Source organism: Mesorhizobium sp. M0954, from assembly GCF_040319155.1.
Lineage (GTDB): Bacteria > Pseudomonadota > Alphaproteobacteria > Rhizobiales > Rhizobiaceae > Mesorhizobium.
Window position 1 is genome coordinate 227829 of sequence record NZ_JAMYNR010000003.1, and the last position, 26533, is coordinate 254361.

Annotated in this window: 24 protein-coding genes and 1 pseudogene; 9 read left to right on the forward strand and 16 right to left on the reverse strand. The window is 61.9% G+C overall.

The window, feature by feature from the left end:
* Positions 1-5: 5 nt before the first annotated feature.
* Positions 6-908 (reverse strand): LysR substrate-binding domain-containing protein, encoded by a 903-nt coding sequence (locus NKH93_RS06240; protein ID WP_352969637.1) that lies wholly within the window; start codon positions 906-908, stop codon positions 6-8.
* A gap of 278 nt (positions 909-1186) precedes the next feature.
* On the opposite strand from NKH93_RS06240, the gene NKH93_RS06245 reads away from it, so the two are divergent.
* From NKH93_RS06245 to NKH93_RS06255, 3 genes are read left to right on the forward strand one after another with little or no spacing between them, the layout of a single operon-like run.
* Positions 1187-4117 (forward strand): molybdopterin oxidoreductase family protein, encoded by a 2931-nt coding sequence (locus tag NKH93_RS06245; RefSeq protein ID WP_352969639.1) that lies wholly within the window; start codon positions 1187-1189, stop codon positions 4115-4117.
* On the forward strand, positions 4114-4848 hold the full coding sequence (locus tag NKH93_RS06250; protein ID WP_352541286.1) for a 4Fe-4S dicluster domain-containing protein: 735 nt from the start codon (positions 4114-4116) through the stop codon (positions 4846-4848). The genes NKH93_RS06245 and NKH93_RS06250 overlap by 4 nt, the downstream gene beginning before the upstream one ends.
* An 11-nt stretch (positions 4849-4859) precedes the next feature.
* On the forward strand, positions 4860-5795 hold the full coding sequence (locus NKH93_RS06255; RefSeq protein WP_352470093.1) for a dimethyl sulfoxide reductase anchor subunit family protein: 936 nt from the start codon (positions 4860-4862) through the stop codon (positions 5793-5795).
* A gap of 2 nt (positions 5796-5797) precedes the next feature.
* On the opposite strand, the gene pdeM is transcribed toward NKH93_RS06255, so the two are convergent.
* From pdeM to NKH93_RS06280, 5 genes are all read right to left on the reverse strand, one after another.
* On the reverse strand, positions 5798-6514 hold the full coding sequence (pdeM, locus tag NKH93_RS06260) for a ligase-associated DNA damage response endonuclease PdeM (protein WP_352470092.1): 717 nt from the start codon (positions 6512-6514) through the stop codon (positions 5798-5800).
* Positions 6511-9033, reverse strand: a complete 2523-nt coding sequence (locus NKH93_RS06265) for a ligase-associated DNA damage response DEXH box helicase (protein ID WP_352969642.1) — start codon at positions 9031-9033, stop codon at positions 6511-6513. Before NKH93_RS06265 ends, pdeM begins: the two co-directional genes overlap by 4 nt.
* 67 nt (positions 9034-9100) lie before the next feature.
* On the reverse strand, positions 9101-10012 hold the full coding sequence (locus NKH93_RS06270) for a C40 family peptidase (protein WP_502896432.1): 912 nt from the start codon (positions 10010-10012) through the stop codon (positions 9101-9103).
* Positions 9975-10325 (reverse strand): MarR family winged helix-turn-helix transcriptional regulator, encoded by a 351-nt coding sequence (locus NKH93_RS06275; RefSeq protein WP_023676939.1) that lies wholly within the window; start codon positions 10323-10325, stop codon positions 9975-9977. Before NKH93_RS06275 ends, NKH93_RS06270 begins: the two co-directional genes overlap by 38 nt.
* Positions 10326-10395: 70 nt before the next feature.
* On the reverse strand, positions 10396-11760 hold the full coding sequence (locus NKH93_RS06280; RefSeq protein WP_352613902.1) for a leucyl aminopeptidase family protein: 1365 nt from the start codon (positions 11758-11760) through the stop codon (positions 10396-10398).
* Between the two features lie 122 nt (positions 11761-11882).
* Here NKH93_RS06280 and NKH93_RS06285 point away from each other — a divergent pair, with 122 nt between their 5' ends.
* Positions 11883-12704 carry a tetratricopeptide repeat protein gene (locus NKH93_RS06285; protein WP_352470190.1) on the forward strand — a complete coding sequence of 274 codons (822 nt, stop codon included), beginning with the start codon at positions 11883-11885 and terminating at the stop codon, positions 12702-12704.
* 116 nt (positions 12705-12820) lie between these two features.
* Here the strand turns inward: NKH93_RS06285 and NKH93_RS06290 are convergent, their stop codons facing one another.
* From NKH93_RS06290 to NKH93_RS06330, 9 genes are all read right to left on the reverse strand, one after another.
* Positions 12821-13837 carry a type II secretion system F family protein gene (locus NKH93_RS06290; protein ID WP_023676936.1) on the reverse strand — a complete coding sequence of 339 codons (1017 nt, stop codon included), beginning with the start codon at positions 13835-13837 and terminating at the stop codon, positions 12821-12823.
* Between the two features lie 8 nt (positions 13838-13845).
* On the reverse strand, positions 13846-14859 hold the full coding sequence (locus tag NKH93_RS06295; protein WP_023676935.1) for a type II secretion system F family protein: 1014 nt from the start codon (positions 14857-14859) through the stop codon (positions 13846-13848).
* Between the two features lie 29 nt (positions 14860-14888).
* Positions 14889-16397 (reverse strand): TadA family conjugal transfer-associated ATPase, encoded by a 1509-nt coding sequence (locus NKH93_RS06300; protein WP_352448622.1) that lies wholly within the window; start codon positions 16395-16397, stop codon positions 14889-14891.
* Positions 16398-16426: 29 nt separating this feature from the next.
* Positions 16427-17710, reverse strand: a complete 1284-nt coding sequence (locus NKH93_RS06305) for a CpaE/TadZ family protein (RefSeq protein ID WP_352470086.1) — start codon at positions 17708-17710, stop codon at positions 16427-16429.
* 55 nt (positions 17711-17765) lie between these two features.
* Complete coding sequence (locus NKH93_RS06310) at positions 17766-18500, reverse strand: CpaD family pilus assembly protein (protein ID WP_352448620.1); 735 nt, start codon at positions 18498-18500, stop codon at positions 17766-17768.
* A 14-nt stretch (positions 18501-18514) separates the two neighbouring features.
* Entirely contained in the window at positions 18515-20041 is a 1527-nt protein-coding gene (locus NKH93_RS06315) for a type II and III secretion system protein family protein (protein ID WP_352969646.1), read from the reverse strand.
* Positions 20038-20853, reverse strand: coding sequence for a Flp pilus assembly protein CpaB (gene cpaB / locus NKH93_RS06320; protein ID WP_023676931.1), 816 nt, complete (start codon positions 20851-20853; stop codon positions 20038-20040). Before cpaB ends, NKH93_RS06315 begins: the two co-directional genes overlap by 4 nt.
* A 189-nt stretch (positions 20854-21042) precedes the next feature.
* Entirely contained in the window at positions 21043-21561 is a 519-nt protein-coding gene (locus tag NKH93_RS06325; RefSeq protein WP_352969648.1) for an A24 family peptidase, read from the reverse strand.
* Between the two features lie 149 nt (positions 21562-21710).
* A complete protein-coding gene (locus NKH93_RS06330; RefSeq protein ID WP_023676929.1) occupies positions 21711-21881 on the reverse strand; it encodes a Flp family type IVb pilin in 171 nt (56 codons plus the stop codon).
* Between the two features lie 342 nt (positions 21882-22223).
* On the opposite strand from NKH93_RS06330, the gene NKH93_RS06335 reads away from it, so the two are divergent.
* From NKH93_RS06335 to NKH93_RS06345, 3 genes are all read left to right on the forward strand, one after another.
* Positions 22224-22646, forward strand: a complete 423-nt coding sequence (locus NKH93_RS06335) for a pilus assembly protein N-terminal domain-containing protein (protein ID WP_352969650.1) — start codon at positions 22224-22226, stop codon at positions 22644-22646.
* Between the two features lie 152 nt (positions 22647-22798).
* Positions 22799-23359 (forward strand): TadE/TadG family type IV pilus assembly protein, encoded by a 561-nt coding sequence (locus NKH93_RS06340; protein ID WP_352969652.1) that lies wholly within the window; start codon positions 22799-22801, stop codon positions 23357-23359.
* A gap of 30 nt (positions 23360-23389) precedes the next feature.
* Positions 23390-24010 carry a TadE/TadG family type IV pilus assembly protein gene (locus NKH93_RS06345; RefSeq protein ID WP_352470083.1) on the forward strand — a complete coding sequence of 207 codons (621 nt, stop codon included), beginning with the start codon at positions 23390-23392 and terminating at the stop codon, positions 24008-24010.
* A 101-nt stretch (positions 24011-24111) separates the two neighbouring features.
* Here the strand turns inward: NKH93_RS06345 and NKH93_RS34310 are convergent.
* A pseudogene (locus NKH93_RS34310) lies at positions 24112-24240 on the reverse strand (phosphate/phosphite/phosphonate ABC transporter substrate-binding protein); the annotation flags it as partial.
* Between the two features lie 160 nt (positions 24241-24400).
* On the opposite strand from NKH93_RS34310, the gene NKH93_RS06350 reads away from it, so the two are divergent.
* Positions 24401-25642, forward strand: a complete 1242-nt coding sequence (locus NKH93_RS06350; protein ID WP_352541275.1) for a phosphopentomutase — start codon at positions 24401-24403, stop codon at positions 25640-25642.
* Entirely contained in the window at positions 25635-26525 is an 891-nt protein-coding gene (mutM, locus tag NKH93_RS06355) for a bifunctional DNA-formamidopyrimidine glycosylase/DNA-(apurinic or apyrimidinic site) lyase (RefSeq protein ID WP_352541274.1), read from the forward strand. Before NKH93_RS06350 ends, mutM begins: the two co-directional genes overlap by 8 nt.
* Positions 26526-26533: the final 8 nt, after the last annotated feature.

The window sequence follows — 26533 nt, forward strand, 5'->3', positions numbered from 1 at the left end:
TCGGCTTAAAGCGGCGCGGATCTCTCAGCTTTGCCGCCAAGATGCGCCTTGAGCGCCATCTGGGCCAGGCTTGGCTGCCGGTCGCGATGCGTGATCATGGCAAATTCGCGCTTCGGCAGATCGACCGGCACAGAACGCAGGCTGCCTTCGGCGACCGCGCGGGCGACGACGAGTTCCGAGATGATGCTGGCGCCGGCTCCGGCCTCGACCGCCTGGCGAATAGCCTCATTGCTCGGCAATACCAGGAATATCTGCAGGTCCGCGAACGAAACCCCGTCGCGTCGGGCAAGGTCCTCCAATGCCTCGCGCGTGCCCGACCCGCCTTCGCGGATGATCCAGCGAAGCCCGCCAAGGTCGGGATGTCCAGGCGAAACTTCCGCGATCTCCGGGTGCGAGCGCGCCACGACCAGCATCATGCGATCGATATCGACCTTGGCACGCCGCAAAATGTCGGATTCGGTGCGCCCCTCGACCAGGCCAAAATCGGCTGCGCCATCAAGTACATTGGTCTCGACCTGCCTGGTGTTGCCAATGTCCACGCTCAGCCTGACGGCAGGATAGGCTTCGTGGAAAGAGGCGAGCCGGCGCGGCAGCCAATAGCTGGCGATGGTCTGGCTGGCAGCTATCGAGAGACTGCCTGATATCGTCTGCGAGACATGCTCCAGCACATTGTGGGCCGCCGCAGCCCGCTCGAGGACCGCCTTGGCTTCGGGCAAGAATCGGCGTCCGGTCTCGGCGAGCTCGATGTTGCGGCCGACGCGGTTGAACAACTGGACGCCATGCTGCTGTTCGAGCGAGCGGATCGCGGCGGATGCGGCCGACTGTGAGATGCCCAGCAACTCGGCCGCTTTGGTCATGTGCGCCCGTTCGGCGACGGCGACGAAGATCCGCAACTGGTCCAGGGTCATTCCGATACTAAGAAGCAAATCCGATTGGAATTACAAGAGCAAGTTGTTAGACGGATCGGTCGCTTTGTTCTAAATTTTGGCCCGAAATTGGAAAAAAGTCGCGCCAGAGCAGTCGAGGTAGAATTGGTGGGGCGGTTCAAATCCGTGTTTGCGCACTGGACCCGCAGCCTGCGGTGGCGGCTCTTGGGTGAACGCTATCGGCCGGAAGAGCATTACATGCGCGGCCCAGGTCCGAAGACGAGAGCCAAGTTAGCGGAGCGCAAGAGCATCACCGGATCATGACCAACAACCTGCTGCGCGGAGCCAATTCGGCACCATCACAACGGCCGCTTGCCGATACGCGCGCGCCCGCTGAACGCGATGGTGTCGATACGTCGCCTGATGTCTCCGACAGCATCGCCAAGACCACCTGCTATATGTGCGCCTGCCGCTGCGGCATCGACGTCCATATCAAAGACGGCAAGGTCCGCTACATCAACGGCAACAAGGATCACCCGGTCAACCGCGGTGTGCTGTGCGGCAAGGGCAGCGCCGGCATCATGCAGCATTACAGCCCGGCCCGGCTGAAGAAGCCGCTACTGCGCACCGGCCCGCGCGGCTCGGGCGAGTTCCGCGAGATTGAGTGGGAGGAAGCTTTGTCGATCGCGACAGAACGGCTTTCGAACATCCGCCGAACCGATCCGAAGAAACTTGCCTTCTTCACCGGGCGCGACCAGTCGCAATCGCTGACCGGCTGGTGGGCGAGCCAGTTCGGCACGCCGAACTTCGCCGCCCATGGCGGCTTCTGCTCGGTCAATATGGCGGCCGGCGGCCTCTACACGATTGGCGGCTCGTTCTGGGAGTTCGGCGAGCCCGACTGGGACAACACCAAATATTTCATGCTGTTCGGGGTTGCCGAAGACCATGATTCCAATCCGATCAAGATCGGACTCGGCAAGCTCAAGGCGCGCGGCGCCAAGGTGGTTTCAATCAATCCCTGCCGCACCGGCTATAATGCAATTGCCGACGACTGGATCGGCATCCGGCCCGGCACCGACGGCCTGTTCGTATTCGCCCTCATCCATGAATTGCTGAAGGCTGGCCGCATCGATCTCGAGTACCTCTTGCGCTACACCAATGCCCACATCCTGGTCGTTCAGGAGCCTGGAGCTGTCGATGACGGGCTGTTCATGCGCAATGGCGACGGCAATCCGCTGGCTTGGGACAGGGTGGCGAAGACGCCTGTCAATGCCAGCGATGCCGACGCGAAGCCCGCATTGACCGGCAGCGTTCTCGTCGACGGCCGCCGCTGCGTGCCGGTCTTCCAACTTGTCGCCGACCGTTATCTGGACGAGAGCTATTCACCGGACGCCGTCACTGACCGGTGCGGCATCTCCGCCGACACCATCCGACGCATTGCCGCAGAACTCGCCCATGTCGCCTTCGAACAGCAAATCGAATTGCCGGTGGCCTGGACGGACTGGGCCGGCCGCCGGCACGAGACCATCAAGGGTCGCCCGGTGTCGATGCATGCGATGCGCGGCATCTCGGCCCATTCGAACGGATTTCACACTTGCCGCGCCATTCATCTGCTTCAGGTGCTTCTCGGCACGGTGGACGTGCCGGGCGGCTTCCGCTTCAAACCGCCTTATCCGCGGTCCGCGCCGCCGGGTACAATGCCCGCCGGCAAGAATGTGAAGCCGATGACACCGCTCGAAGGCATGCCGCTCGGCTTCGTCTGCGGACCGGAGGACCTGCTGATCGATGAAGGCGGCAAGCCTGTTCGTATCGACAAGGCCTACTCCTGGGATGCGCCGCTGGCCGCACACGGGCTCATGCACACGGTTATCCGCAACGCCTGGGCCGGCGATCCCTACAAGATCGACACGCTGTTTATGTACATGTCCAACATGGCCTGGAACTCGTCGATGAATACGGTCGAGACGATGGCGATGCTGACCGATATCGGTGCGTCGGGCGAGTACAAGATCCCGTTCATCATCTATTCCGACGCTTATTATGCCGAGACCGTGCCTTTTGCCGATCTGGTGCTGCCGGACACCACCTATCTCGAGCGTCATGACTGTATCAGTCTGCTCGACCGGCCGATCAGCCATGCCGACGGTCCGGGCGACGCCATCCGCCATCCGGTCGTCGAGCCGGACCGCGACGTCAGGCCGTTCCAGACGGTGCTGATCGAACTCGGCGCGCGGCTCGGTCTGCCCGGCTTCGTTCATGACGACGGCTCCGCCAAATACCGCGACTATGCCGACTACATCGTCAATCACGAGCGCACGCCAGGTGTCGGTCCGCTCGCCGGCTGGCGCGGCAAGGACGGGGCCTCGGTCGGCAAGGGCGAGGTCAATCCCGACCAGTTGCAGCGCTACATAGATAATGGCGGCTTCTGGCACCAGGATTTCGCCGCCGATCAGCGCTATTACAAGATGGCCAACCGCTCGTATCTCGAATTGGCTGAGAGCATGGGCTTCATGCCGAAGGCCGAGCCGATCGTCTTCCAACTCTATTCGGAGCCGATGCAGCGCTTTCGCCTTGCGGCGCGCGGCCATGGCGGGGTGCTGCCGCCGGAGGCGGAGCGCAGCCGCATCGAGACCTATATGGATCCGCTGCCGTTCTGGTATGCGCCCTTCGAAGAGGCTGCGGTCGACAGCCAAGCCTATCCGCTGCACGCGCTGACGCAGCGGCCGATGCACATGTACCATTCCTGGGGCGGGCAGAATGCCTGGCTAAGGCAGATCACCAGCCAGAACCGACTGTTCGTGCACTACCGGACGGCAGCCGGCCTCAGCCTTGTCGACGACGATTGGGTTTGGATCGAGAGCATCAACGGCAAGGTCAAAGGACAGATCAAGCTGGCCGACGGCGTCAACGCCGATACGGTGTGGACCTGGAACGCGATCGGCAAACGGCGCGGCAGCTGGGGGCTCAAGGACGACGCGGCCGAATCCAATCGCGGCTTCCTGCTCAACCACATCATCGGCGACCAGACCTCCGCCGATGCCAACGGCAAACGCTATTCGAATTCCGACCCGGTAACGGGCCAGGCCGCATGGTTCGACCTGCGCGTGCGCATCGTCAAATGCGCAGACGAGGAAGCAGGCTTCACCGAACCGCAGTTCGAGCGGTTCCGACAGCCCCCGCATTTTGAGCTCCCGCCCGATAAGCTTAGTTTCGGCGCCGAATTCCGTCGGGAAAGAGAAGCTGCCAAATGACTTGCCTTCCCACCCATACCGACAAGAAGCTCGGCCTTGTCATCGATCTCGACACCTGCGTCGGCTGCCAGGCCTGCGTTACCGCCTGCAAAGAATGGAACACCGGCGGCCATATGGCGCCGCTAACCGACATCGACCCCTATGGCGGCAATGTCGACGGCGTCTGGTTCAACCGCGTGCACAGCTATGAGCACATGACCGAGATGGGTGGGCGCACGGTCAATTTCCCACGCTCCTGCCTGCACTGCGAGACGCCGGCGTGCGTCACGGTCTGCCCGACCGGCGCCTCCTACAAGCGGGCGTCGGATGGCATCGTGCTGGTCGACGAGGACAAATGCATCGGCTGCAAATTGTGCAGCTGGGCCTGCCCCTATGGCGCGCGCGAGTTCGACACCGATGTCGGCGTGATGAAGAAATGCACGTTGTGCGTCGACCGCATCTACAACGACAATCTGGCGGAAGAAGATCGCGTGCCGGCCTGCGTCGCTGCTTGCCCGACCAGCGCGCGGCATTTTGGCGATCTGGGCGATCCGGCATCCGCTATCTCGCAACTGGTGGCCGAGCGCGGCGGTGTCGATCTGATGCCGGAAATGGGCTATAAGCCGACCAACAAATATCTGCCGCCACGTGCCCACACCACCCGCGCCGCATCGGTGCCGGCGCCAGCGCTTGAAGCGGTGCGGGCCGAAGGCGGCTTCCTCGGCTGGGTCGACCGCATGCTCTCGAACTGACCCGTGCCTTCATGCATCCAGCCTTCTCCGTCGTCTTTTTCACCACGGCCACGGGCGCCGGTTACGGCCTGCTCGCGCTGCTTGGCGTGCTCGCTGGACAGGGCTTTATCCCGCCCGATTTCTGGCTTGGCCTCACCGGCATGGGGCTGGCGCTTGGCCTGATCTCGACAGGCCTGCTGTCGTCGGCCGGCCATCTCGGCCGGCCCGAACGCGCCTGGCGTGCCTTCTCGCAATGGCGTAGCTCATGGCTGTCGCGCGAAGGTGTTGCCTCGGTCGCCACTTTCGTGCCGGCGGGACTGTTCGGTATTGGCTGGGTGGTCCTCGGCCGTACGAGCGGCTGGGCGGCTGTCGCCGGGCTGCTCGCTGCCGTCGGCGCGGTCGCAACCGTCTGCACCACCGGCATGATCTACGCGTCGTTGAAGCCGATTGCCCAGTGGCACAGCCGCTTCACCCTACCCGCCTACCTGGTCTTTTCGGCGATGACCGGCAGCGTACTGCTCAACGCCCTGCTGCAGGGATTTGCCGCAGGCTCGAATATGCTTCTGGCGGCTGCCCTGTTGCTGACCGCGCTTGGCTGGGGTTTGAAGCTGGCGACCTGGCGATACAATGACAGGCTGGAGATCCCGACCAATGCCAACACCGCAACCGGGCTTTCCGGCGGCACGGTGCGGTCGCTGGAATGGCCGCATACCGAGGAAAACTATCTGCTCAAGGAGATGGGTTTTCGCATTGCGCGCAAGCACAGCGCTAAACTCCGCCAGATCACGCAGGTGCTGGCCTTTGCTTTGCCCGCGTTGCTGCTGGTCGCGGCGTTCGCCTTGCCGTTGCCCTATGCGGCAGCACTGTCGATACTCGCCCCAATCGCCCAACTCGCCGGAATGCTGGTCGAGCGCTGGCTGTTCTTCGCCGAGGCCAAGCACACGGTTACTTTGTACTACGGCAGGTAGGTTCAGCCCGGCCTGAGCATCGCGTGGGAAATCGCGAAAATGCGCTCTGTGCCAAGCATATAGGCCATCAGCGTTTCGCGGCGGAACAGCCCGGCATAGGCGCGATCGAGCACGTTGAGCGAGCCGGTATAGGCGCCGAAAGCCGGCATGATCATGCGGCCGCCATCGCCGGCAAAGCAACGACGCCGCACCGAACGGCCTTGCTGCACGATGCGGGCGCAAGGATGCAGGTGGCCTGATATCTCGCCTTCCGCCCTCACCGCCGAAGGCTCGTGCCGGAAGAGCAGAGAACCGATGGCCAATTCGCGCACGGTTTCGCCCGGCAGGTCGGCCGGTGCTTCCGGGTCATGATTGCCGGCGACCCAGAACCAGTCGCGCCCGACCATCAGCCCCTCCAGCCTTTGGCGAAAGCTCGCGTGCATACGTGCGGCGCCGCCGCCATCGTGAAAACTGTCGCCCAGGCTGATAACGATCGCAGGCTGATAATCGGCGATCACCGCCTGCAGCCGGAGCAACGTCGCACCGGTGTCGTAAGGTGGGACCAGCGTGCCGCGCCTGGCCAGTGATGAACCTTTTTCCAGATGCAGGTCGGATACGGTCAGAAGCCGGAATTCGGGAAAATAGAGCACGCCGCGACGGTCGCAGATCGCGCGTTCGCCGGCGATACGGACAGCGCCCGCATCCGCCAGAGGCGCAGCCATGGCGAGCGCGACAGTCATTTCGTCCCCATGGCCTCCTCGACCAGCGTGGCTGCATCCATCAGCAGCGTGTCATCGGCCTCGCCGTGCACCGGCATTTTGCCGATCTCGAGCATGATCGGCACGGCGAGCGGCGATATCTGCTCGAGGTTCTTATGCATGATTCGACCTTGGACGCGCGAGAGCATCTCGGCAAGTCTGCTGACATCCAAGAGACCGGTCGCGGCATCGGCACGCGTCGCCTGCAAAAGGATGTGGTCGGGCTCGTGGCTGCGCAGCACGTCGTAGATGAGATCCGTCGACACGGTTACCTGGCGGCCGCTCTTCTCCTGCCCAGGGTGGCGTTTCTCGATCAATCCCGAGATCAGCGCGCAATTGCGAAAGGTGCGCTTCAACAACCAACTGCCGGCGAGCCAGGCTTCGAGGTCGTCGCCCAGCATGTCCTGATCGAATAGCGCAGCCAGCGACGGCTTCTTCGCCCTGAACATATGGCCCATATCGGCCAGCGACCATATGGCAAGCGCATAGTCTGTGGCGACGAAGCCGAGCGGCTTGGCTCCCGCCCTGTCGAGGCGGCGGGTGAGCAGCATGCCGAGCGTCTGGTGCGCCAGCCTGCCCTCGAACGGATAGGCCACCAGATAGTAGCGGTTGCCGCGCGGAAAGGTCTCGATCAGCAGATCGTCGCGTTTCGGCAGCACCGACTTGTCGGCCTGAAAGCGTAACCAGTCGGCGACCTGCTCCGGCAGCTTCTTCCAGCGCTGCGGATCGTCCAGCATGGCGCGGACCTGTTCGGCCAGGTACGTCGAAAGCGGGAATTTGCCACCACCGTAATACGGCACCTTGGCGTCGCTGCCGGGTGCATTCGAGACAAAGCACTCATTCTCGCGGATACCTTCGAAGCGCAGCACCTTGCCGGCGAACATGAAGGTGTCGCCATGCGTCAGCGTTTCGAGGAACGCCTCCTCGATTTTGCCCAGAACCCGGCCGCCACGCGAAGCCGCGCCTCTGCTGCCGGCCTGGACATAGCGGACGTTGAGCGCCGGCACTTCGATGATGGTGCCGACATTGAGCCGGTATTGTTGGGCGACGCGAGGATTTGAGACCCGCCACAGCCCGTCCTTGTTGAGACGAATACGGGCGTAGCGTTCATAGTTCTTCAGCGCATAGCCGCCGGTGGCGACGAAATCGATGACGCGATCGAATGTCGGCCGATCGAGATCGGCATAGGGTGCTGCCGTTCGCACTTCCTCAAACAGCGCATCGGCATGGAACGGCGCACCGCAGGCACAGCCCAGCACGTGCTGCGCCAGGACGTCGAGCCCGCCATTGACCAGCGGCGGCGTATCCTGGGCACCGAGATAATTGGCGTCGAGCGCCGCCCTGCATTCCAGCACCTCGAAGCGGTTGGCCGGTATCAGGATCGCCTTGGACGGCTCGTCCATACGGTGGTTGGCGCGGCCGATGCGCTGCGCCAGCCGGCTGGCACCTTTCGGCGCGCCGACATGAACGACCAGGTCGACGTCGCCCCAGTCGATGCCGAGGTCGAGCGTCGACGTGGCGACGATGGCGCGCAGGGCGTTCTCGCCCATTGCCTTTTCGACACGCCGGCGCTGCGCGACATCGAGCGAGCCGTGATGCAGCGCGATCGGCAAGGTCTCCTCGTTGACCCGCCACAACTCCTGGAACAGCAACTCCGCCTGGCTGCGCGTGTTGACGAACAGCAGGGTTGTCTTGTGGCGCTTGATCTCGTTGTAGATTTCCGGCGTTGCGTAGCGGGCCGAATGTCCCGCCCACGGCACGCGCTCCTCCGAATCGAGAATGGAGATATCGGGCTTGGCGCCGCCAGTGACGACGATCAGTTCGGCCATCGGCCCAGGTGGATTCTGGCTGACCAGCCAGCGCCGCAATTCGTCAGGCTCGGCGACCGTCGCCGACAGGCCTATCGTCTGCAGGGCGGGCACAAACGAGCGCAGCCGGGCCAGCCCGAGCGACAGGAGATGCCCGCGCTTCGAGGTCACCAGCGAATGCAATTCGTCGAGCACGACATAGCGCATGTCCTCGAAGAAGCGCCTGGCATCGGGCGCGGCAATCAGCAGCGCCAATTGCTCGGGCGTGGTCAGGAGAATGTCGGGCGGCGCCAGCTTCTGCCGCTGGCGCTTGTGTGCGGGCGTGTCGCCGGTGCGCGTCTCGACGGTGACCGGCAGCCCGATTTCTTCGACGGGTTTGCCGAGATTGCGCTCGATGTCGACGGCCAGCGCCTTCAGCGGCGAGATGTAGAGTGTGTGGATGCCTCGATGCGCCTGCCCCGGCCTTCTCCTCGGCCGGCCGGCCAGTTCGGTCAGCGATGGCAAGAACCCGGCCAGCGTCTTGCCGGCGCCGGTCGGGGCGATTAGCAATACCGACCGGCCGCCCTGGGCTTTGGCCAGCAAATCGATCTGGTGGGCGCGCGGCGACCAGCCCTTTTCCGCAAACCATTTGACAAATGGCTCGGGCAGGACGACGGCGGCATTCTGTTCGGCAAGGCGCGGCTGCTCTGTCACGCGCCCGACGTAGCGCGGCGGCGCGCAATCGCCAAGCAGAATCAGAACAAAAGGTGATCGATTCGCACTACGGCCGGCGAAACCCGGTCGGTCCGCCATAGAGATAGCCGATACGGGCGACCGCCTCCCTCAGTCCTTCACGCGACACCAGCATGGTGTGGCCGTTGGCGTGGATCATGGTCTCCGGATCTGTCATGATCGCGACGTGGCCTTTCCAGAAGACCAGGTCGCCGCGCCGCAACCCGGCAAAATCCGGCCCGGGTTCGAGCGGCTCGCCGACGGTCGCCGCCTGCATGTCGGTGTCGCGCAGCACTTGCCTGCCAGCCATGTGCATTGCAAGTTGCACGAGACCGGAACAATCGATGCCGAAGCCGGAGACGCCGCCCCACAGATAGGGCGTGCCGAGAAACGCCTCGGCGACCGCGACGTAGTCGGGATGAACCTCGGCGACCGGCCTGAGATGACCCGAGATGACCGCCTGGCCGGACGGCAGCAGAGCATAATGCGTGCCGCGCGTTTCCGCTGAGCCCGTCACCGCCACCAATGACCCCATCGAGAGCTCCCCGCTCACCGGGAACCGCAAATCCGGTCCCGGATAGAGGAAAGTGCGCGGCACCGAGACAACATGGGTGGGCGCATGCTCCCGACCGCCCAGCACGGTGTCGGCGACATAGCCGACATAGCCGTCGCGCTCGGCCTGTATCCAGGCCCAGCCCTCAACGTCGTCGAAGACGAGGACGTCTTCGCCGAACAGAAGCTGGGTATCGACGCCGGCGTCCGGGCGCGGCGCCTTGCGGATGTCGGCGACGCAGGCTGATATGCGAGCCGGCCGGCCGGCGACGAAACGGTCGGCGGCGACCTCGCCTCGCAGCCTGGCGTCGGCGAGATCGGAGCGGAAGGCATGGAGGCGGGCATCCCTGGCGGTCAAATCGGCAACTCGTTCAAATGGGCAACTCTTGGGCTCTGGCAATGATAACATCGCCAAAGCGCTCGACAAAGAGCGCGCCTTCGACTGTGCGCCTGACCAGCACGTTGCGCTTGTCGAGCTCGTCGCGGTGGCGCGACACCAGTTTCAGCGCCCCCATCGTATCGAGCGCACGGGTGATCACCGGCTTGGTGACGTTGAGGCGGGCGGCTAACCCCCGTACCGTGTGGGGCGGCGGATCGAGATAGATGGTGAACAGGATCGCCGTCTGGCGCATGGTGAGATCGGGCGCGTCGTCGCGCACCTCCGACAGCACCACCTGTTGCCATAGTCGCAACGCTTGGCTTGGACGCATGATAATCGACATCCGTCCAGCATGACGGAAAATTGTTTCGGTTCCGTTTCAGTCAATAACCTTCGTCGGCTATGCCCGAGAATCAGCCGTAGCGGTTCGAAATGACCTGCTCCAGCGCCCGGATGCCTTGCGCTTCGCCACCGGCAAGGCCGTGCGGGCGGTCGAACGGGTTCCAGGCGAAGATGTCGACATGCGCCCAGCCGGCGGTCTTTTCCACGAAGCGCTTCAGGAAAAGCGCCGCGGTGATCGAGCCGGCGAAACCGTCCGGCGTGACGTTGTTGACGTCGGCCACCTTCGACGCCAGCTTGGCGTCATAGGGCTTCCACAACGGCATCCGCCATAGCGGATCCTCGACCGCAACGGAGGCGTCCGCCAGCTCGGATGCAAGCGTCTCGTCACCGGTATAGAACGGCGGCAAGTCGGGACCGAGCGCAACACGGGCAGCGCCTGTCAGCGTTGCCATATCGACCAGCATCTGCGGCTCTTCGTCATCGGCCAAGGCCAGGGCATCGGCGAGCACCAGCCGTCCTTCGGCGTCGGTGTTGCCGATTTCGACGGTAATGCCCTTGCGGCTCACCAGCACGTCGCCTGGCCGGAAGGCGTTGCCGGCTATCGAATTCTCGACAGCCGGGATGAGCACGCGCAGCCGAACCTTCAACCCGGTGGCCATGATCATGGAAGCGAGACCCAGCACGTTGGCAGCGCCACCCATGTCCTTCTTCATCAAAAGCATGCCCGAGGACGGCTTGATGTCGAGACCGCCTGTATCGAAGCAGACGCCCTTGCCGACCAGCGTTATCTTGGGGGCATTGTTCGGCCCCCAAATCATGTCGATCAGGCGTGGCGCGTCGGCAGAAGCCCGACCGACGGCGTGGATCATCGGAAAGTTGGCGGTAAGAAGATCGTCGCCTTTGGTCACCGATATTTCGGCCTTGTGCGTCGCGGCCAAGGTCCGGGCGGCCTTTTCCAACTGCCCGGGGCCCATATCGCTGGTCGGCGTGTTAACCAGATCGCGCGCCAGGAAAATGCCATCGGCGAGGCGGCGGATGCGGGCGGCGTCGGTGCCTGCCGGCAGCGCGAGGCGAAGCGTCTTGCCTGGCTTCTTGCCGTAGCGGGTGAAGACATAGCCGCCGAGCGCCACGGCGAGTGCCGTAAGCTCCGGCTTGGCCGGTGCGGACGCAAAATGCCACTCGCCTGCGGGCAAGGCTCTCGCTAGTGCGCCGATGGCCAGTGCGCCCTCGCCATCACCGGTGCCGAACAGGGCTCCGGCAATCGCGCCGTTGTCGCCAGGCATGATCAGCGTCCTGCCGGCCTCGCCGGAAAAGCCGTTGGCCTTGGCCCAGGCGACCGAGGATGGCGCAAGGCCCGCCGCCGCCAGAGCATCCTTCGCCACCAGATGGACCGGCAGCGCATTGCTCAATTCTTTCTCGACGAGTTCGACAGGCATTCGCTGGCCTCCGGCTTCCGAGTCGGCGTTTCTTAACTCTCCGTTAGGGTTAACAGAATATTTCTGCGGGAGGAAAGATGACCTCGCAAATGGTCACGCGCATGAACGGAGCCCTGGTGCCGATGCCGACCAACCGCAGGATGAACGCCAGCGCAAATAGGCTGATCACCACGGCGTTGATGATGGTGCTTGCTGCAGGCGTCGCCGGCTGCGGAACCAGCAAATTGACGACTGGCTCGATTTCTCGTCCAAGCGGCAAGCCGCTGGAAACAATGTCGGCGGGCGAACTGCACAACGCTACGATGGCGCTCGGCCAGTCCTATTCGAAAAACCCCAGCGACAAGCGGATCGCGACAAATTATGCCGCGGCGCTGCAGATGGACGGCGACGCAGACCAATCGCTTGCGGTGATGCGCAAGCTGGCGATCGCCTTGCCGAAGGATCGCGACGTGCTCGCCGCCTATGGCAAGGCGCTTGCCGCCAACGGACAGTTCGAGCCGGCACTCGATGCCGTGCGCCGCGCCCAGACGCCCGAATATCCTGACTGGAAACTGGTATCGGCGGAAGCTGCTATTCTCGACCAGCTCGGCCAGAAGGACGAGGCTCGCCAAGGCTATCGCAAGGCGCTTGACCTCAGGCCGAACGAACCGTCGATCCTTTCCAATCTCGGCATGTCGTACGTGCTGGAAGGTGATTTGCGCACAGCCGAAACCTATATGCGCTCAGCCGCCCAGCAGCCGAATGCAGACAGCCGCGTCCGCCAGAACCTTGCGCTGGTCGTCGGTCTGCAAGGCCGTTTCGACGAGGCAGAGAAGATCGCCTCGCAAGAGCTGTCGCCGGATCAGGCGCAGGCTAACGTCGCTTACCTTCGCCAGATGCTGGCGCAGCAGAATGCCTGGAGCCAGCTCAAGGACCAGGACAAGGCAAAGCCCGCCACCAACTGACCGCTTCGAGCGCCGAACCGGCGCGCGAATTCCGCAACATGTCTAACGCAAAGAGCCGCGCTGCACCGGCAGCGTGGCTCTGGATCGTATCAGCGTTTCTGGCAACGCCGCTGGCGCTACTCGCTGCTTGATTTCGGCTGGTCGCCAAAGATGCCGCGCTGGCTCACCTGGATGCCGGCGGGACCCAGAATGATGGCGAACAGCACCGGCAGGAAGAACAGGATCATCGGCACGGTAAGCTTCGGCGGCAGCGCGGCCGCCTTCTTCTCGGCGGCATTCATGCGCATGTCGCGGCTCTCACTGGCAAGCACCCGCAATGCATGCGCCACGGGCGTGCCGTAGCGCTCGGCCTGAACCAACGCCTGGGACACCGACCTGACGGATTCCAGGCCAGTTCGGCTTGCAAGGTTCTCGTAGGCCTGCTTGCGCTCCTGCAGATAGGAAAGCTCGGCGTTTGTCAGGATGAATTCTTCCGCCAATGCCACCGATTGCGCGCCGATCTCATCGGCGACCTTGCGAAGCGCCGCTTCCACCGACATGCCGGACTCGACGCATATCAGCAACAGGTCGAGCGCGTCCGGCCACGCCATCTGAATCGATTGCTTGCGCTTGGTAGCGCGGTTGTTGACGTAGAGCACCGGCGCGTAGAATCCCGCATAGGCTACCACGATGCACACGAACAGCTTCACGAAAAGCGGCTGCTCGGGCAATCCGCCGAGCACGAACAGATACATCGCCGCCAATGCAAAGCCGATGAAGGGCAGGACGAGACGGAAGAAAAGGAAGCGCGTCAGCGGATTTTGCCCGCGAAAACCCGCCACTTTCAATTTCTGCAAGGTACCTTCATCCGCCAGCGCACGCCTGAGATCCAGGCGATCGACAATATTGCGCATGCCGACCGACTGTTCTTCGCGCAGGCCCTTGCGGCGGCGGTCGGCTTCGACTGCCAGCCGCGCGCGCTGCTTGGCGCGCAGCTCATCGCGCTCCAGCGCTACGGATTTCATGCGCGCCTTGAGCTGGTTCCCGCCAAAAGCGGGCAGCAGCGTGAAGACGGTCGCAAACACCGCGATGCCGACCAGCAGTGCGATCAGCAGGGACGGGTCGGTGAGAGTTCTGATGACGTGATCGGTCATAGCGAGTCCTAGACTTCGAAATTCATCATCTTGCGCATTACCAGGACGCCCATCGACATCCAGATGCCGGAACAACCGAGGATCAGATGGCCGGTGCTGGTGATGAAGAGGGGCATGATGTAGTTCGGGCTCGTCAAATAGACGAGAAAGGCGACGACGAAAGGCAACGCGCCGATGATCACGGCGGATGCCTTGGCTTCCATGGACAATGCCTGGACCTTGGCTTTCATTTTCTTGCGGTCGCGAAGCACGCGCGAAAGATTGCCCAGCGCTTCGGAAAGATTGCCGCCGGCCTGAGACTGGATCTGGATGACGATGCCGAAGAAGCTCGCCTCGGTGCACGGCATCGTTTCTGGCATGCGCATGGCCGCGTCAGGGATCGACAAACCCATTTGCTGCGAATCGACTATGCGGCGGAACTCGGTCTTGACCGGCTCGGGGGATTCGTTGGCGATCAGACGCACGGCGTCGTTCAGCGGCAGGCCGGATTTTACCGCACGCACGATGATGTCGAGCGCGTTCGGAAATTCGTTGAGGAACGCCTTGACGCGGTGCGCGCGGCGAAACGAGACGAACCAGCGGGGCAGACCCAAGACGCCGACCAGCAGCGCAGCCGGCAAGACCAGCAACGGTGCGCCGATGAAATATACAAGAGCCGTCAATACGACGCCGCAGACCGCCGAGTAGACATAGAAGCGCTCAAGCGAGATCTTCATGCCGGCCTGGCGGATTTGGATCTTCAGCGGTGGTTTCTTGACCAGGCTCTGATTGGACTTTTGCTTTTGATCGAGATCCTTCAGCGAATCCTGGACGGACTTGCGACGCTTGGCCGCTTCCGCCACGCGATCGCGCGACGCCTTGACGACGGAACGATCCGTCTCGGCGGTCTTGATCGATTCAAGCCGCTTGCCGACCTGCTTCTCGGTGCTGATCCGGTTGAACAGGAAAGCATAGGCCACAGCGCCGGCGCTGAAGCCGGCGAGCACGACGAATGCCAATACGGTGCCGTCAATTCCGAACATCGACCCTGGCCCCCACGCTTCCAGACGGATCAATCAGCGCGTTTCTCCATCGCCTCGAGCGCAACCGCGAGGCGCTGCTCCTCACCGTAGTAGCGGGCGCGCTCCCAGAAATGCGGACGGCCGATGCCAGTCGACACGTGCTCGCCCAGCAGCCTGCCGTTCGCGTCCTCGCCCTTGATGTTATAGAGAACGATGTCCTGGGTGATGATGACGTCGCCTTCCATGCCGATCACCTCGGTGATGTGGGTGATACGCCGCGATCCGTCGCGCAGGCGTGCAGCCTGTATGATCACGTCGACGGAGCCGACGACGATCTCGCGCACGGTTTTTTGCGGCAGCGTGTAGCCGCCCATGGCGATCATCGACTCTATGCGGTTGAGGCATTCGCGCGGGCTGTTCGAGTGGATCGTTCCCATCGAGCCGTCATGGCCGGTGTTCATCGCCTGCAGCAGGTCGAACACTTCGGGTCCGCGCACTTCGCCGACGATAATACGTTCGGGGCGCATGCGCAGACAGTTCTTGACCAGGTCGCGCATGGTCACTTCGCCCTCGCCTTCGAGGTTGGGCGGACGGGTTTCGAGACGCACGACATGCGGCTGCTGCAATTGCAGCTCAGCCGAGTCTTCGCAGGTGATGACGCGTTCCTCCCGGTCGATATAGTTGGTCAGGCAATTGAGCAGCGTCGTCTTGCCTGAGCCGGTACCGCCCGAGATGACAATGTTGCAGCGGACACGCCCGATGATCTTGAGAATCTCGGCCCCTTGCGGAGAAATCGAGCCGAACTTGACCAGCTGGTCGAGCGTCAGCTTGTCCTTCTTGAACTTGCGGATGGTAAGTGCGGTGCCGTCGATAGCCAGGGGCGGTGCGATGACGTTGACACGGGAGCCATCAGGAAGACGCGCATCGCAGATCGGGCTTGATTCATCGACGCGGCGGCCAACCTGGCTGACGATACGCTGGCAGATGTTGAGGAGCTGCTGGTTGTCGCGGAAACGGATGCCGGTCTGCTCGACCTTGCCGTTGACTTCGATGTAGACGTTCTTGGAGCCATTAACCATGATGTCGGCAATATCGTCGCGGGCAAGCAGTGGCTCCAGCGGCCCGTAGCCCAAAACGTCGTTGCAGATATCCTCGAGAAGCTCTTCCTGCTCGGCGATGGACATCGCGAAATTCTTGATCGCGATGATGTCGTTGACAATGTCGCGGATTTCCTCGCGCGCGCTTTCGGGATCGAGTTTGGCGAGCTGCGACAGATCTATCGTATCGATGAGTGCGGCGAAGACCTGGCTTTTGGTGTCGTAGTAGGTTTCGCTCTTTTGGCGCTGGATACTTTTCGGCTCCGGCGCCAATGGCGGCGGCTCGACCGCACGGCGAACCGCCGGCGCGGCAGGCGCGCCGGATGGCGGCAGCGCCGCCGGCCTGGCAGTTACAGCCGCTTCCACAGGGTTCGCGGCCGCCGGCGCAGCAGGTGCGGGTGCTGGCTGACGGAATTCCGGAATGGTCCGGTTGCCGTCGTCGCTGCCTCTTTTACCAAACATGATCGCTTACCAATTCCACCGCTGAGGCATCACTTCTTGTTGCGCGAAAGCTTGCCGATCAGATTGCCGAGGCCAGCCTTTTTCTTCACCTTGATTTCGCTGCGCCCTGTCAGCACATGGGCGATCTCGTTGATCGTGGCGACAACCGGACTCTTGGCATCCATCTCACCGAGCATACGTCCGTTGTTCGCAGCATTTCCGAACAAAAGCGGCTCGAACGGGATGACCGACATCGGCGAAAGGCCGAGCGATTCGGAGAAGTCGGACGGCGTAATCTCAGGACGTTTCGGCACACCGGCCTGGTTGATCACAAGCTTTGGCGCGGGGTCGTTCGGACGAAGCCGCTTCAGCATGTCGACCAGGTTCTTCGTGTTGCGCAGATTGGCCAGTTCGGGCGTCGCCGTGATGACGATCTCGTCGGCCTTGACCAGCGTGTTCTTGGTCCAGCCGGCCCACACGTGGGGAACATCGAGCACGAGGAGCGGCGCGCTACGCTGGGCTATGTCGATAAGCTGGGTGAAGGCGTCGGGATCGAAATCGTAGACCCGCTCCAGGGTCGAAGGGGCCGCAAGCAGCGACAGGTGCTCGGCGCATTGGGCGAGCAGCCGGTCGAGATAGACCTCGTCGACGCGTTCCGGCGAGAAGACTGCCTCGGCAATGCCTTGCGCCGGATCCTGGTCGAAATTGATATTGGCCGTTCCGAAGGCGAGGTCGAGATCGGCGACAACCACTTCGGATTTGAAAAGGGACGACATGGCCCAGGCCACATTATGGGCTATGGTCGAGGAGCCGACGCCGCCTTTGGCGCCGATGAACGCAATCGAGCGGCCGATCGGCTCAGCTTCCGGATCAACGAAGATCGAAGACACCACGCTGACGATGTCGGCCATCGATACGGGCGCGATGACATATTCGGAAATGCCCGAACGGATGAGTTCGCGGTACAGGCCGACATCGTTGTAGTGGCCGACAACCACCACCTTGGAGCTCGGGTCACAATGCTCGGAGAGCTGCGCGAGTTGTTCCAGCAACAGCTTCGGCTCGCTGCGCGATTCAAGCAGGATCAGGTTTGGTGTCGGCGCCGACTGATAGAATTCGATAGCGGTGGGGATGCCCCCCATATGCACCTTCAGATGGGCCTTGGCCATGCGGCGATCCTCGCCGGCGCGCTCGACCGGATTGGCTACGCCTTCGGTCTCGCAAAATGCCTGGATCGAAATGCGCGGGATCGGCCGCAACGCCTGCATCGCGGCAATATCCTGCTCCGAAGTTTCGCCGCCCGGTACCTCTGTGTCGTAGGCAAGATTGCTCATTGTCATCACTTTCCGTGACTTGCGCGGCTTAGGGTTTGTTGAGCCTCAACACTCGTTAATATTCGACTTCCGAATTGCCGAGGAATTCGTCCGAAATACCTCTGTCACGATAGACGTCGATCACAGCACCGCGATTTTCCGCGTCGATCGGCGTCGGCTTGCGTGGCCCGATCAGATCGGACGGATTGGCCATCTGGGCAGCCAGGTTGTTCTGATACGAACAGCCGAAATCGGCATAGTGCTTGTTTTCCGAAGTCTGCAGCAGGTCTTCGGGCCAGCGACCGCATTTATCCGTCTGAGCCTTCACCGAGACGTAGGCAACACGGACCGGTGCCGACGCTTCGGCCGAAACAGACTGGTAGGACCGCATGTCGATCCGCTTCCGGCTGATGCCGCTGGCTATGGCCAGCCTGGCGAAATCGCGGCCGGCCGCGGCCGCTGCGATTTCGTTGGCTGAGCCGCTCGGAATCTCGATCGTCAGCACCGGAGCCGCGCTCCTGTCGTATCCGTCCAGAAAGCCCAGGAGCGTGTCACGCTGGGATCTGGTCATGCCACGGTCGCCGGCGCCGACCGGAAGGTCGATCTTCTGTATCTTCTCGGCTATGACGATCGGATGGGTGGTGCGATAATCGTCCGGTATGGCACCCACCGTGACGCTGTCGCGATTGGCGCAGCCGGCCAGCAATGCCGCCACCGCGATCGCCATAATGGGAACGGCCGGCCGCCAGATTCGCGAATGGACTGACCGCGTCGCGGTGATCGCCCGTGCCTTCGATGTTGCCTTAGACATGACCGCTTCCCCGCTTACTTGTAGATAAAGCCGACAACGCCGTGGTAACGGCCGTTGGGCTTGTCGGTCTGCATGGTGCCGTAGACACGGTTGACGCGGCCAAGGAAAATGCCGGCGCCATCGCTGGCGGCGTTGAAATTGTCATCCGGCTTGGCAAGATCATTGCGCGCCACCGGCTTCACCAGATAGGGCGTAATGATGATGACGAGCTCGGTCTCGTTGCGAACGAAATCCCTGCTGCGGAACAGCGCGCCAAGCACTGGAATGTTTGTCAGACCGGGCAAGCCGTTAACAGCTTGCCTGAGATCATCGCGGACAAGGCCGGCAATCATCATCGAGCCGCCCGAAGGCAGTTCCACCGTTGTGTCGGCCAAGCGCTTGCGGAGAGACAGGGCATTCATGCCCGGGCTCGTTACACCTTCGGACAAAGACACAGACCCCTCCGTTGTCGGCTCGGAAACCGAGGTTCTGACTTTCAGGCTGATACGGCCGGGAGACAGCACCACCGGCTGGAATTCCAGGCCAATGCCGTATTCGATCTTCTCGACAGAATACGTCTTCAGACCGGTCTGGTTATCATTTGATACGGCTTGGGAAACGCTGGTCACCATATTGTATTCGCCGCCAACCTTGAAGGTCGCTTTCTCGCCGGATACGGCCGTCAATGTTGGTTCGGCGAGGGTTTTCATGACACCGGACTGTTCCATGGCATTGATGTAGGCCTGCAGCGTCGAGCTGCCGATAGAGAGGCCCGAGTTCGACAGCGACTTGCCCAAACCAGTGAAATTGTCGCTTACCGCGCCCCAGCTGATGCCGTTGCTGCTGCCGTTGCCCACCATGTTGACGCCGAGCTGCTTCATCACCGAGCGGCTGACTTCCGCGACCGTCACCTTCAGCGTCACCTGGTCGTCGCCGATGATCTGCAGCAAGTTGACGATCTTGCTGACGCGGCGCTCGGCATCCGGGTTATCGATCGCGACGCCGGCTTCAGCCGAACCGCCGGCAGCGGTCTGCGAATATTGACCCGTGGTTGCCTCGCCGCCGGACACGAAAATGGTTGCCAGATCGGCCGCGCGCTTGGCGTCCAGAGGAGTGTCCACGGTTCCGGTCAGAACGACGTTGTCGTTCAGCAACTCGACCTTAACCTCCGATGACGGGATGAAGCGTTTGATATAATCCTCCAGCCCGGCAACGTCACGTTCGACCGCTAGGTCAAGGCTGACGATCTGCTCGCCATTCGGGCCAAAGACGAAGATATTTGTCTCGCCGACCGCCTTTCCAAACAGATAGATGCGCCTGGCAGTGCGGGTCACCGCGTCGGCTACAGCGGGGTTGGCGACGAGAATGTCGTAGGCATCGCTCGGGAGGTCGATGACCACCGACTTGTTCAGTCCGAGCTTGACCCGCTGGGTGGCGGTCGAAGCCGTCACCCTGGCATTGCCCGCCGCACTGGCATCGACAATGCCATATGCATTCGTTCCAAGGAGAAACAGGCCGATCGCCGCAGCCAGGATGAGCGGCAGTTTGGTTTTTAGCCTCATTTCCTTGCCCCCACTTCGGAAACTTCGCCCGACTTGATCAGCCGCACGGTTCCGCGCCGGCCATTGCCGGAAACCAGGTAATCGGCTTCGCCCACATTCTTGTCCTGACTGTCCTTGATCGAGCGCAGCGCCAATGTCAGGCGATCCGCCATCTGCTGTGCGACGGTGATGATCTCGGACTGCTGCGGCGTCAGTTCCAGGGTGGCGGTCTGGCCAACCCTGGTCTTCTTACCTTCCTCGTCCTCCTGAATGGTCTGGTCGATCGCCAGGACGCGAATGTTCTTCAGGATAGTTTCGGTCGTGAAGCCCGGACCACCGCCGTTGGCGGGATCGGCTCTGCGGGTCATGATGACGTCGACGAAATCGTTGGGAAGAATAAAGCCACCGGCCGAGGTGTCGGCCGAGATGCTTGTGGCAACGGCCCGCATGCCGGAGGGCAGGATCGACGACATGAAGCTTTGCCCTTCACCGATCAGCTTCGAGCGCCGCAGCGGCTCGCCGGCGTAGAGCGCCACGCGAGCGACGGCGCCCTTCAGCTTGTCCAGCGCTTCAGGCTCGGCGGCGCGGGTGATGAAATTTGCGTTGATGCCGGCGGACGGCCATGACTCCCAGGAAATGTTGTTTTCAAGCGGACTGCCCATCGGAACGTCGCCGGAAAGAACAAGCACATCCTGCAGCGCGATCGCCGGCGCCTGAGGACCGGAATCGACAACCGGAGGCGGCGGAGCCACGACCATGTTCTTCGCGACATAGCCTGCACCACCGGCCGCGGCTATCGCCACGCTCAGAATAATCAATCGGGATGCTGGCATCTGTCCGAACCTCGCCTTGGCAAACCACGTAGCCAAGCGGGACTTTGCAGCGGCAATCGTCAAAACAAGGTTAATGTTATACTTACGATCGTGATTAATTTAACGTTTATATAAATTGGATCGACAAGCCCGGCCCGAAGGAAAACGTGGCCAACTCGCCTGCTCGGCGCCAACCGCGTAAAGTGAACTTCAGCCCGCCAGCCTGGTAAGTCCCCAGGCCATCAATGGCGAGTCGGAATAGGTGAGCAGACCGCCAATGCCAAGCGCGATGCCGTACGGAACGCCGGTCGCCTCATCGGCGAAATGGCGCAGGAACGGATTATGGCTTGTGACGGCGGCAAGCGGCGATTTTCGATAGGCGAGGATGGCTAGCGTCAGCAGGCCGCCGATGAATGTCGAGGCGACGAGGTATTCGATGAGATGGATGTTCAGTCCCATCCACATGGCAGTGGCAGCCAGAAGCTTGGCGTCGCCGCCGCCCATGCCGCCCAGCGCGAACAGGCCGAACGTCACCGCGAGAACCAGGCCGGCGGCGGCGAAATGCCAGCCATAGGTGGCCCAGTCCATACCGGTCAAAGGCGCAACCAAGACGAAGACGACCACAAGCAACACCGGCACGCGATTGGCGATCGTCATCGAAAGCATGTCGGAGATCGCGGCAAAAAGCATGCAGAACGGAAATACGACGAAGATCACGGCTTCAAGCATCGGCGCGCCTATGACCCAATTGCATCTGGCCCCCAACCCAATCCTATTCGACTAACGACTGATGAGGCGCAAATTTCAATTCATACCAGGACTAAATAAGGGCCGCCAGTGCGGCGGCCCTTATTTCAGAACAACCGAACCCGTTACGGTCAGCTACCGTTCACCTTAGTGGAGATGGCGGTGAACTTGGCGTTCAGCGAGTTGCCGAGCTGGCCGGCGCCGACCATGATAGCGAGTGCGATAAGAGCGGCGATCAGACCGTATTCGATAGCGGTCGCGCCGGATTCGTCCTTCACAAAACGTGCGATGAGGTTAGACATTCGAGCTCCTACTCCAATTGTTACAGCACTTCCGTCAACTTCTCTTGGTGGCTGATCGGATACTGCGAATCTAAGGAGAAGCTGTTTCAATCGGCTTAATAAACAGGCTTACCGATTCCTTTCCCGCTTCGACGACATTGCGTGGTTAACCCAGAACTAAAATACCCGCCGCCAGGGCCTCGGCCGACAAAAGGCGCAACAGGCGCAATTCGGCAAAGACGTTTCAGCCGTGCCGGCTAGGCCCAATGCCGGTTCCGGCTTGATCCTGAATTCCAGCCGCTTAACGGTTGGTTCACCAATCTCGTTCATGTTCCGTTGAACAGTTTGCCAGGGGGCGCCTCAATGGCCGGGCCGAGATCATCATTTCCAGTTGCCGTGCTTTTTGCCGCAGCGGCTTTCGCCTTTCCAGCCAAGGCCGGCGCCGGCATCGAGGTGACGATGAACCAGGCAAAGATCATCAAATTGTCGCGCACCGCCGATACGATTGTCGTCGGCAATCCGGCGATCGCCGACGCCTCCGTGCAGGACGCATCGACGATCGTACTGACCGGCAAGGGATTTGGCGTCACCAATCTCGTCGTCCTCGACCAGCAGGGCAATCCGATCGTCGATGAGCAAATAACCGTCGTGCGCCAGGCAGCGTCGTCGGTGCGCATCTATCGGCGTTCCGAAGTACAGACCATGTCCTGCGCGCCATATTGCGAAAGCTCGTATAAGAGCGATGCCGAGAAGGCCTCTGAAGCCGAAATGAGCGCCGTGCATTAGCTAGCCGACGTCTCCGTCTTTGGCGGGAACGTGCTTCGGTTATCGCCAGGTTAAGGCCTTCCCGTCGAATTTAACGGTCATTCCAACCGGACTTCAATCGGTTGCGACTAACGGTGGACCGATACAGAAGCGGGCATCGGCGGGCAGCGGACATGAGCAAGGTAGGACGAGCAAGTTCTCCAAGACGGTTTTTGGGCGACCGCCGCGGAAGCACGGCGATCGAATTCGCCATGCTTGCAATTCCTTTCGCGCTTCTTGTCTTCGCCATCCTGGAGAGCTGCATTTCTTTTGCCGCACAGGAAGTGATGGCAAACGCAACCGACGACATCGCGCGCCAACTGCGTACCGGCCAACTAAGACCGGCCGATGTGTCCGGCACCAAGCTGCGGGATATGATCTGCACCAAATTGGAGATCATGGTCGCCAAGACCTGTCCCGGATTGCTGGTGGACTTGCGCGAATATCCGACCTTCGCCGATGCGGCGCTGGCCGGTTTCAAGATCCAGGATGGCGACGTCGTGCTGACCAAAGGCACGAGCACACAGACCTTCACCGTCGCACCTGGCCTGGCGGAGTCGAGAAACATGCTGCGTGTTTTTTACAAATGGCCGGTGATGACCGACTTCATGGCCAAATCGATGGCCAACCTGAAGGACGGCAAAACGCTGCATTTTGCTTCGATCACTTGGCAGAACGAGCCGTTCGACAACTGAACCACGTAGTCGCTTGAAAAGGGCAAAGCCATGATTCGTGCGGGGGCACAGCTGGGCATCGCAGGGATTTGTACAAGAGCAGTCCGGCTTTGCTCGGACCGCCGCGGTATTGCGGCTGTCGAGTTTGCCCTCATCGTGCCTATCCTGTTGATCATGTACTTTATGACAATGGAGGCCTCGCAAGCCATCGAGACCAGCAAGAAGGTCAGCCGCATCGGCAGCATGGTAGCGGACCTCGTCACGCAGCAGCAGACCGTCAAGGCGGCCGATGTCGATGCCATCATGGCGATCGGCAGTTCCACGCTCCAGCCCTACAACCGCTCGAAACCGAAGATCATTATCACGGCGATACAGGTGACGAACGAGACGACGCCGAAAGTCCTGGTCGTGTGGTCGCGCAAGCTGGTCGATGGCGTCTCTAGCGTCGACGCGGTCAAGGATTCCACCACGACGGTCCCGAGCGCGCTCAAGATCAAAGGCACGTTCCTCATTCGGGTCGAAAGCGATCTCGCCTACAAGCCAATCATCACCTGGTCGGCGGACGGCCAAAGCCGGTTCGGGTTGAGCTCGGTCTTCAATTCGATATCGATGGCGGAAACTTATTATCTGCGGCCGCGCAGGAGCCCGACCATTCCGTGCAGCGATTGCTGACGCCTGAAGCCCGCTAACCGGTCTGTTGCTATTGCTTGCGACTGCGGGCCGAGACTAGACGCACGATGGCTGCAGCCAGCACATAGTCCCTCGACCGGCAACGGTTCGGCGACGATACCGATACGGAACGTTCCGATAACATCGCGCCAATCGGCTCGCGCCAGGTTTGTGCAAGACGCATCCAGCAGCAAAGCCAGTACGGTGGCGAATGCTGTCAGGGCAAGCCTCATGCGAGCTCCGCGCCGCGCATTTCCATCCGCAGATCGACCATGCCGCGATTCGTCTCTCCGGGACCAGCACGCCAAGCCGTGCTGTTTGGGTTTCCGAATTGCCAATGGTGGCGCGGAACCCTATGTCTGAGCCAACACACAGGCAATGATGAACCTTTCGATGGCACGCGCCTTCCTTTTTGTCCTCGACTCCTTCGGCATCGGCGGCGCGGCCGATGCGGAACGTTATGGCGACACCGGCTCCAATACGTTCGCACACATCGCGCGGGCCTGCGCAGAAGGCCGCGCCGATCGCGAAGGCCTGCGTGCCGGACCCCTTCTTGTACCAAACATGCTCGCGCTCGGTCTCGGCCAGGCCGCGGCAACGGCAACGGGTTTCAGGTTTGAGAATGCCGGCAGTGCACCGCTTGCCGCCGCCTTTCACGGCGCGGCCCAAGAGGTTTCGAGCGGCAAGGACACGCCATCGGGCCATTGGGAAATAGCCGGCCTGCCGGTCCGTTTCGACTGGGGTTACTTCCCAGACAAGATTCCCGCCTTTCCGGCCGAGTTGACCGAAGCAATGGTGCGTGAAGGGAAGGTGCCTGGCATCCTCGGCAATTGCCATGCTCCGGGCACCGAGATTATCGAACGGTTCGGCGAAGACCATATCCGCACCGGCAAGCCGATCTGCTACACCTCGATCGACTCCGTCCTGCAGATCGCCGCGCATGAGGTTCATTTCGGCCTGGAACGGCTTTACGAGTTCTGCAAAGTGGTGCGCAGGCTCGTCGATCCGCTGAATATCGGCCGCGTCATCGCGCGGCCGTTTATCGGTGAAACCGCGGCCACGTTCGAGCGAACGCATAATCGTCGCGACTATGCCGTACCGCCACCGGAACCGACGCTGCTCGACCGGCTGACGGCGCGCGGCAGCCGGGTTATCGCGATCGGCAAGATCGGCGACATTTTCGCCCATCGGGGGATCTCGGAAGTCCGCAAGGCTGCCGGCAACATGGCGATGTTCGACAAAACGCTTGGTGCCATGGAAGACGCCCGCGACGGCGACCTCGTCTTCGCAAACTTTGTCGACTTCGACACCGAGTTCGGGCATCGGCGCGACGTTGCGGGATATGCCGCCGCACTCGAAGCGTTCGACCGGCGCCTGCCCGAGGCATTCGCACGGCTGAAGCCAGGCGATCTGCTCATCTTGACCGCCGATCACGGCAATGATCCGACGTGGCGCGGCACCGACCACACGCGCGAGCGTATTCCGATTATCGGGACACGGCCGGGTTTCAAAGGCGCAGACATCGGACTGAGGACAACATTTGCCGACATCGGCGAAACCGTGGCCGAACATCTCGGGCTGGCGCGCGGCCGTCACGGCACCTCCTTCCATGCCACGATAGGTGGCCATGCCTGAGTTGCCGGAGGTAGAGACAGTCAGGCGCGGTCTGCAGCCGGCCCTTGAAGGTGCCCGCATTGTCGGTGTCGAGGCACGCCGGCCGGATTTGCGGTTTCCGTTCCCCGAGAGATTTTCGGAGCGGCTGACCGGCAAGACGATTGCGGCGCTCGGCCGCCGTGCCAAATATCTGACAATGCACATGGACAACGGCCCGGTTCTGATCTGCCATCTCGGCATGTCGGGTTCGTTTCGCATCGAAACGGCCGACGAGAGCGCAACGCCTAGCGTGTTCCACCACGAACGTTCGAAAAACACTGCTCACGATCACGTCGTCTTCGACATCGCATCCCCTGCCGGCGTCCGCTCTCGCGTGATCTTCAACGACCCGCGCCGCTTCGGGTTCATGCTGTTTTCGGAAGGCGAGCCCGACATGCATCCGATGCTGGCGGGATTAGGCGTCGAGCCTACAGGCAACGCACTGGACGGCGCGCTGCTCGCTTCGTTGCTGAAAGGTCGCAAGTCACCGCTGAAAGCGGCACTTCTGGACCAGAGGCTGATTGCCGGGCTAGGCAATATCTACGTCTCGGAAGCGCTTTGGCGGGCCGGCCTGTCGCCGCTGCGCGAAGCGGGCACCCTCGCGAGAGCCGGCAAGAAAGCCAAAGAGCAGAGCGAACGCCTGGCCGAAGCAATCCGCTCGGTCGTCGCCGATGCGATCGCCGCCGGCGGCTCGTCGTTGCGCGATCATATGAAGACCGATGGATCACTGGGCTACTTCCAGCATTCCTTCGCGGTTTACGATCGCGAGGGGGAAGGCTGCTCCAAGCCTGGTTGTGGCGGCCACATCGAGCGTATCGTGCAAAGCGGTCGTTCGACCTTCCACTGCCGGGCCTGTCAGGCTTGAACCAGAAC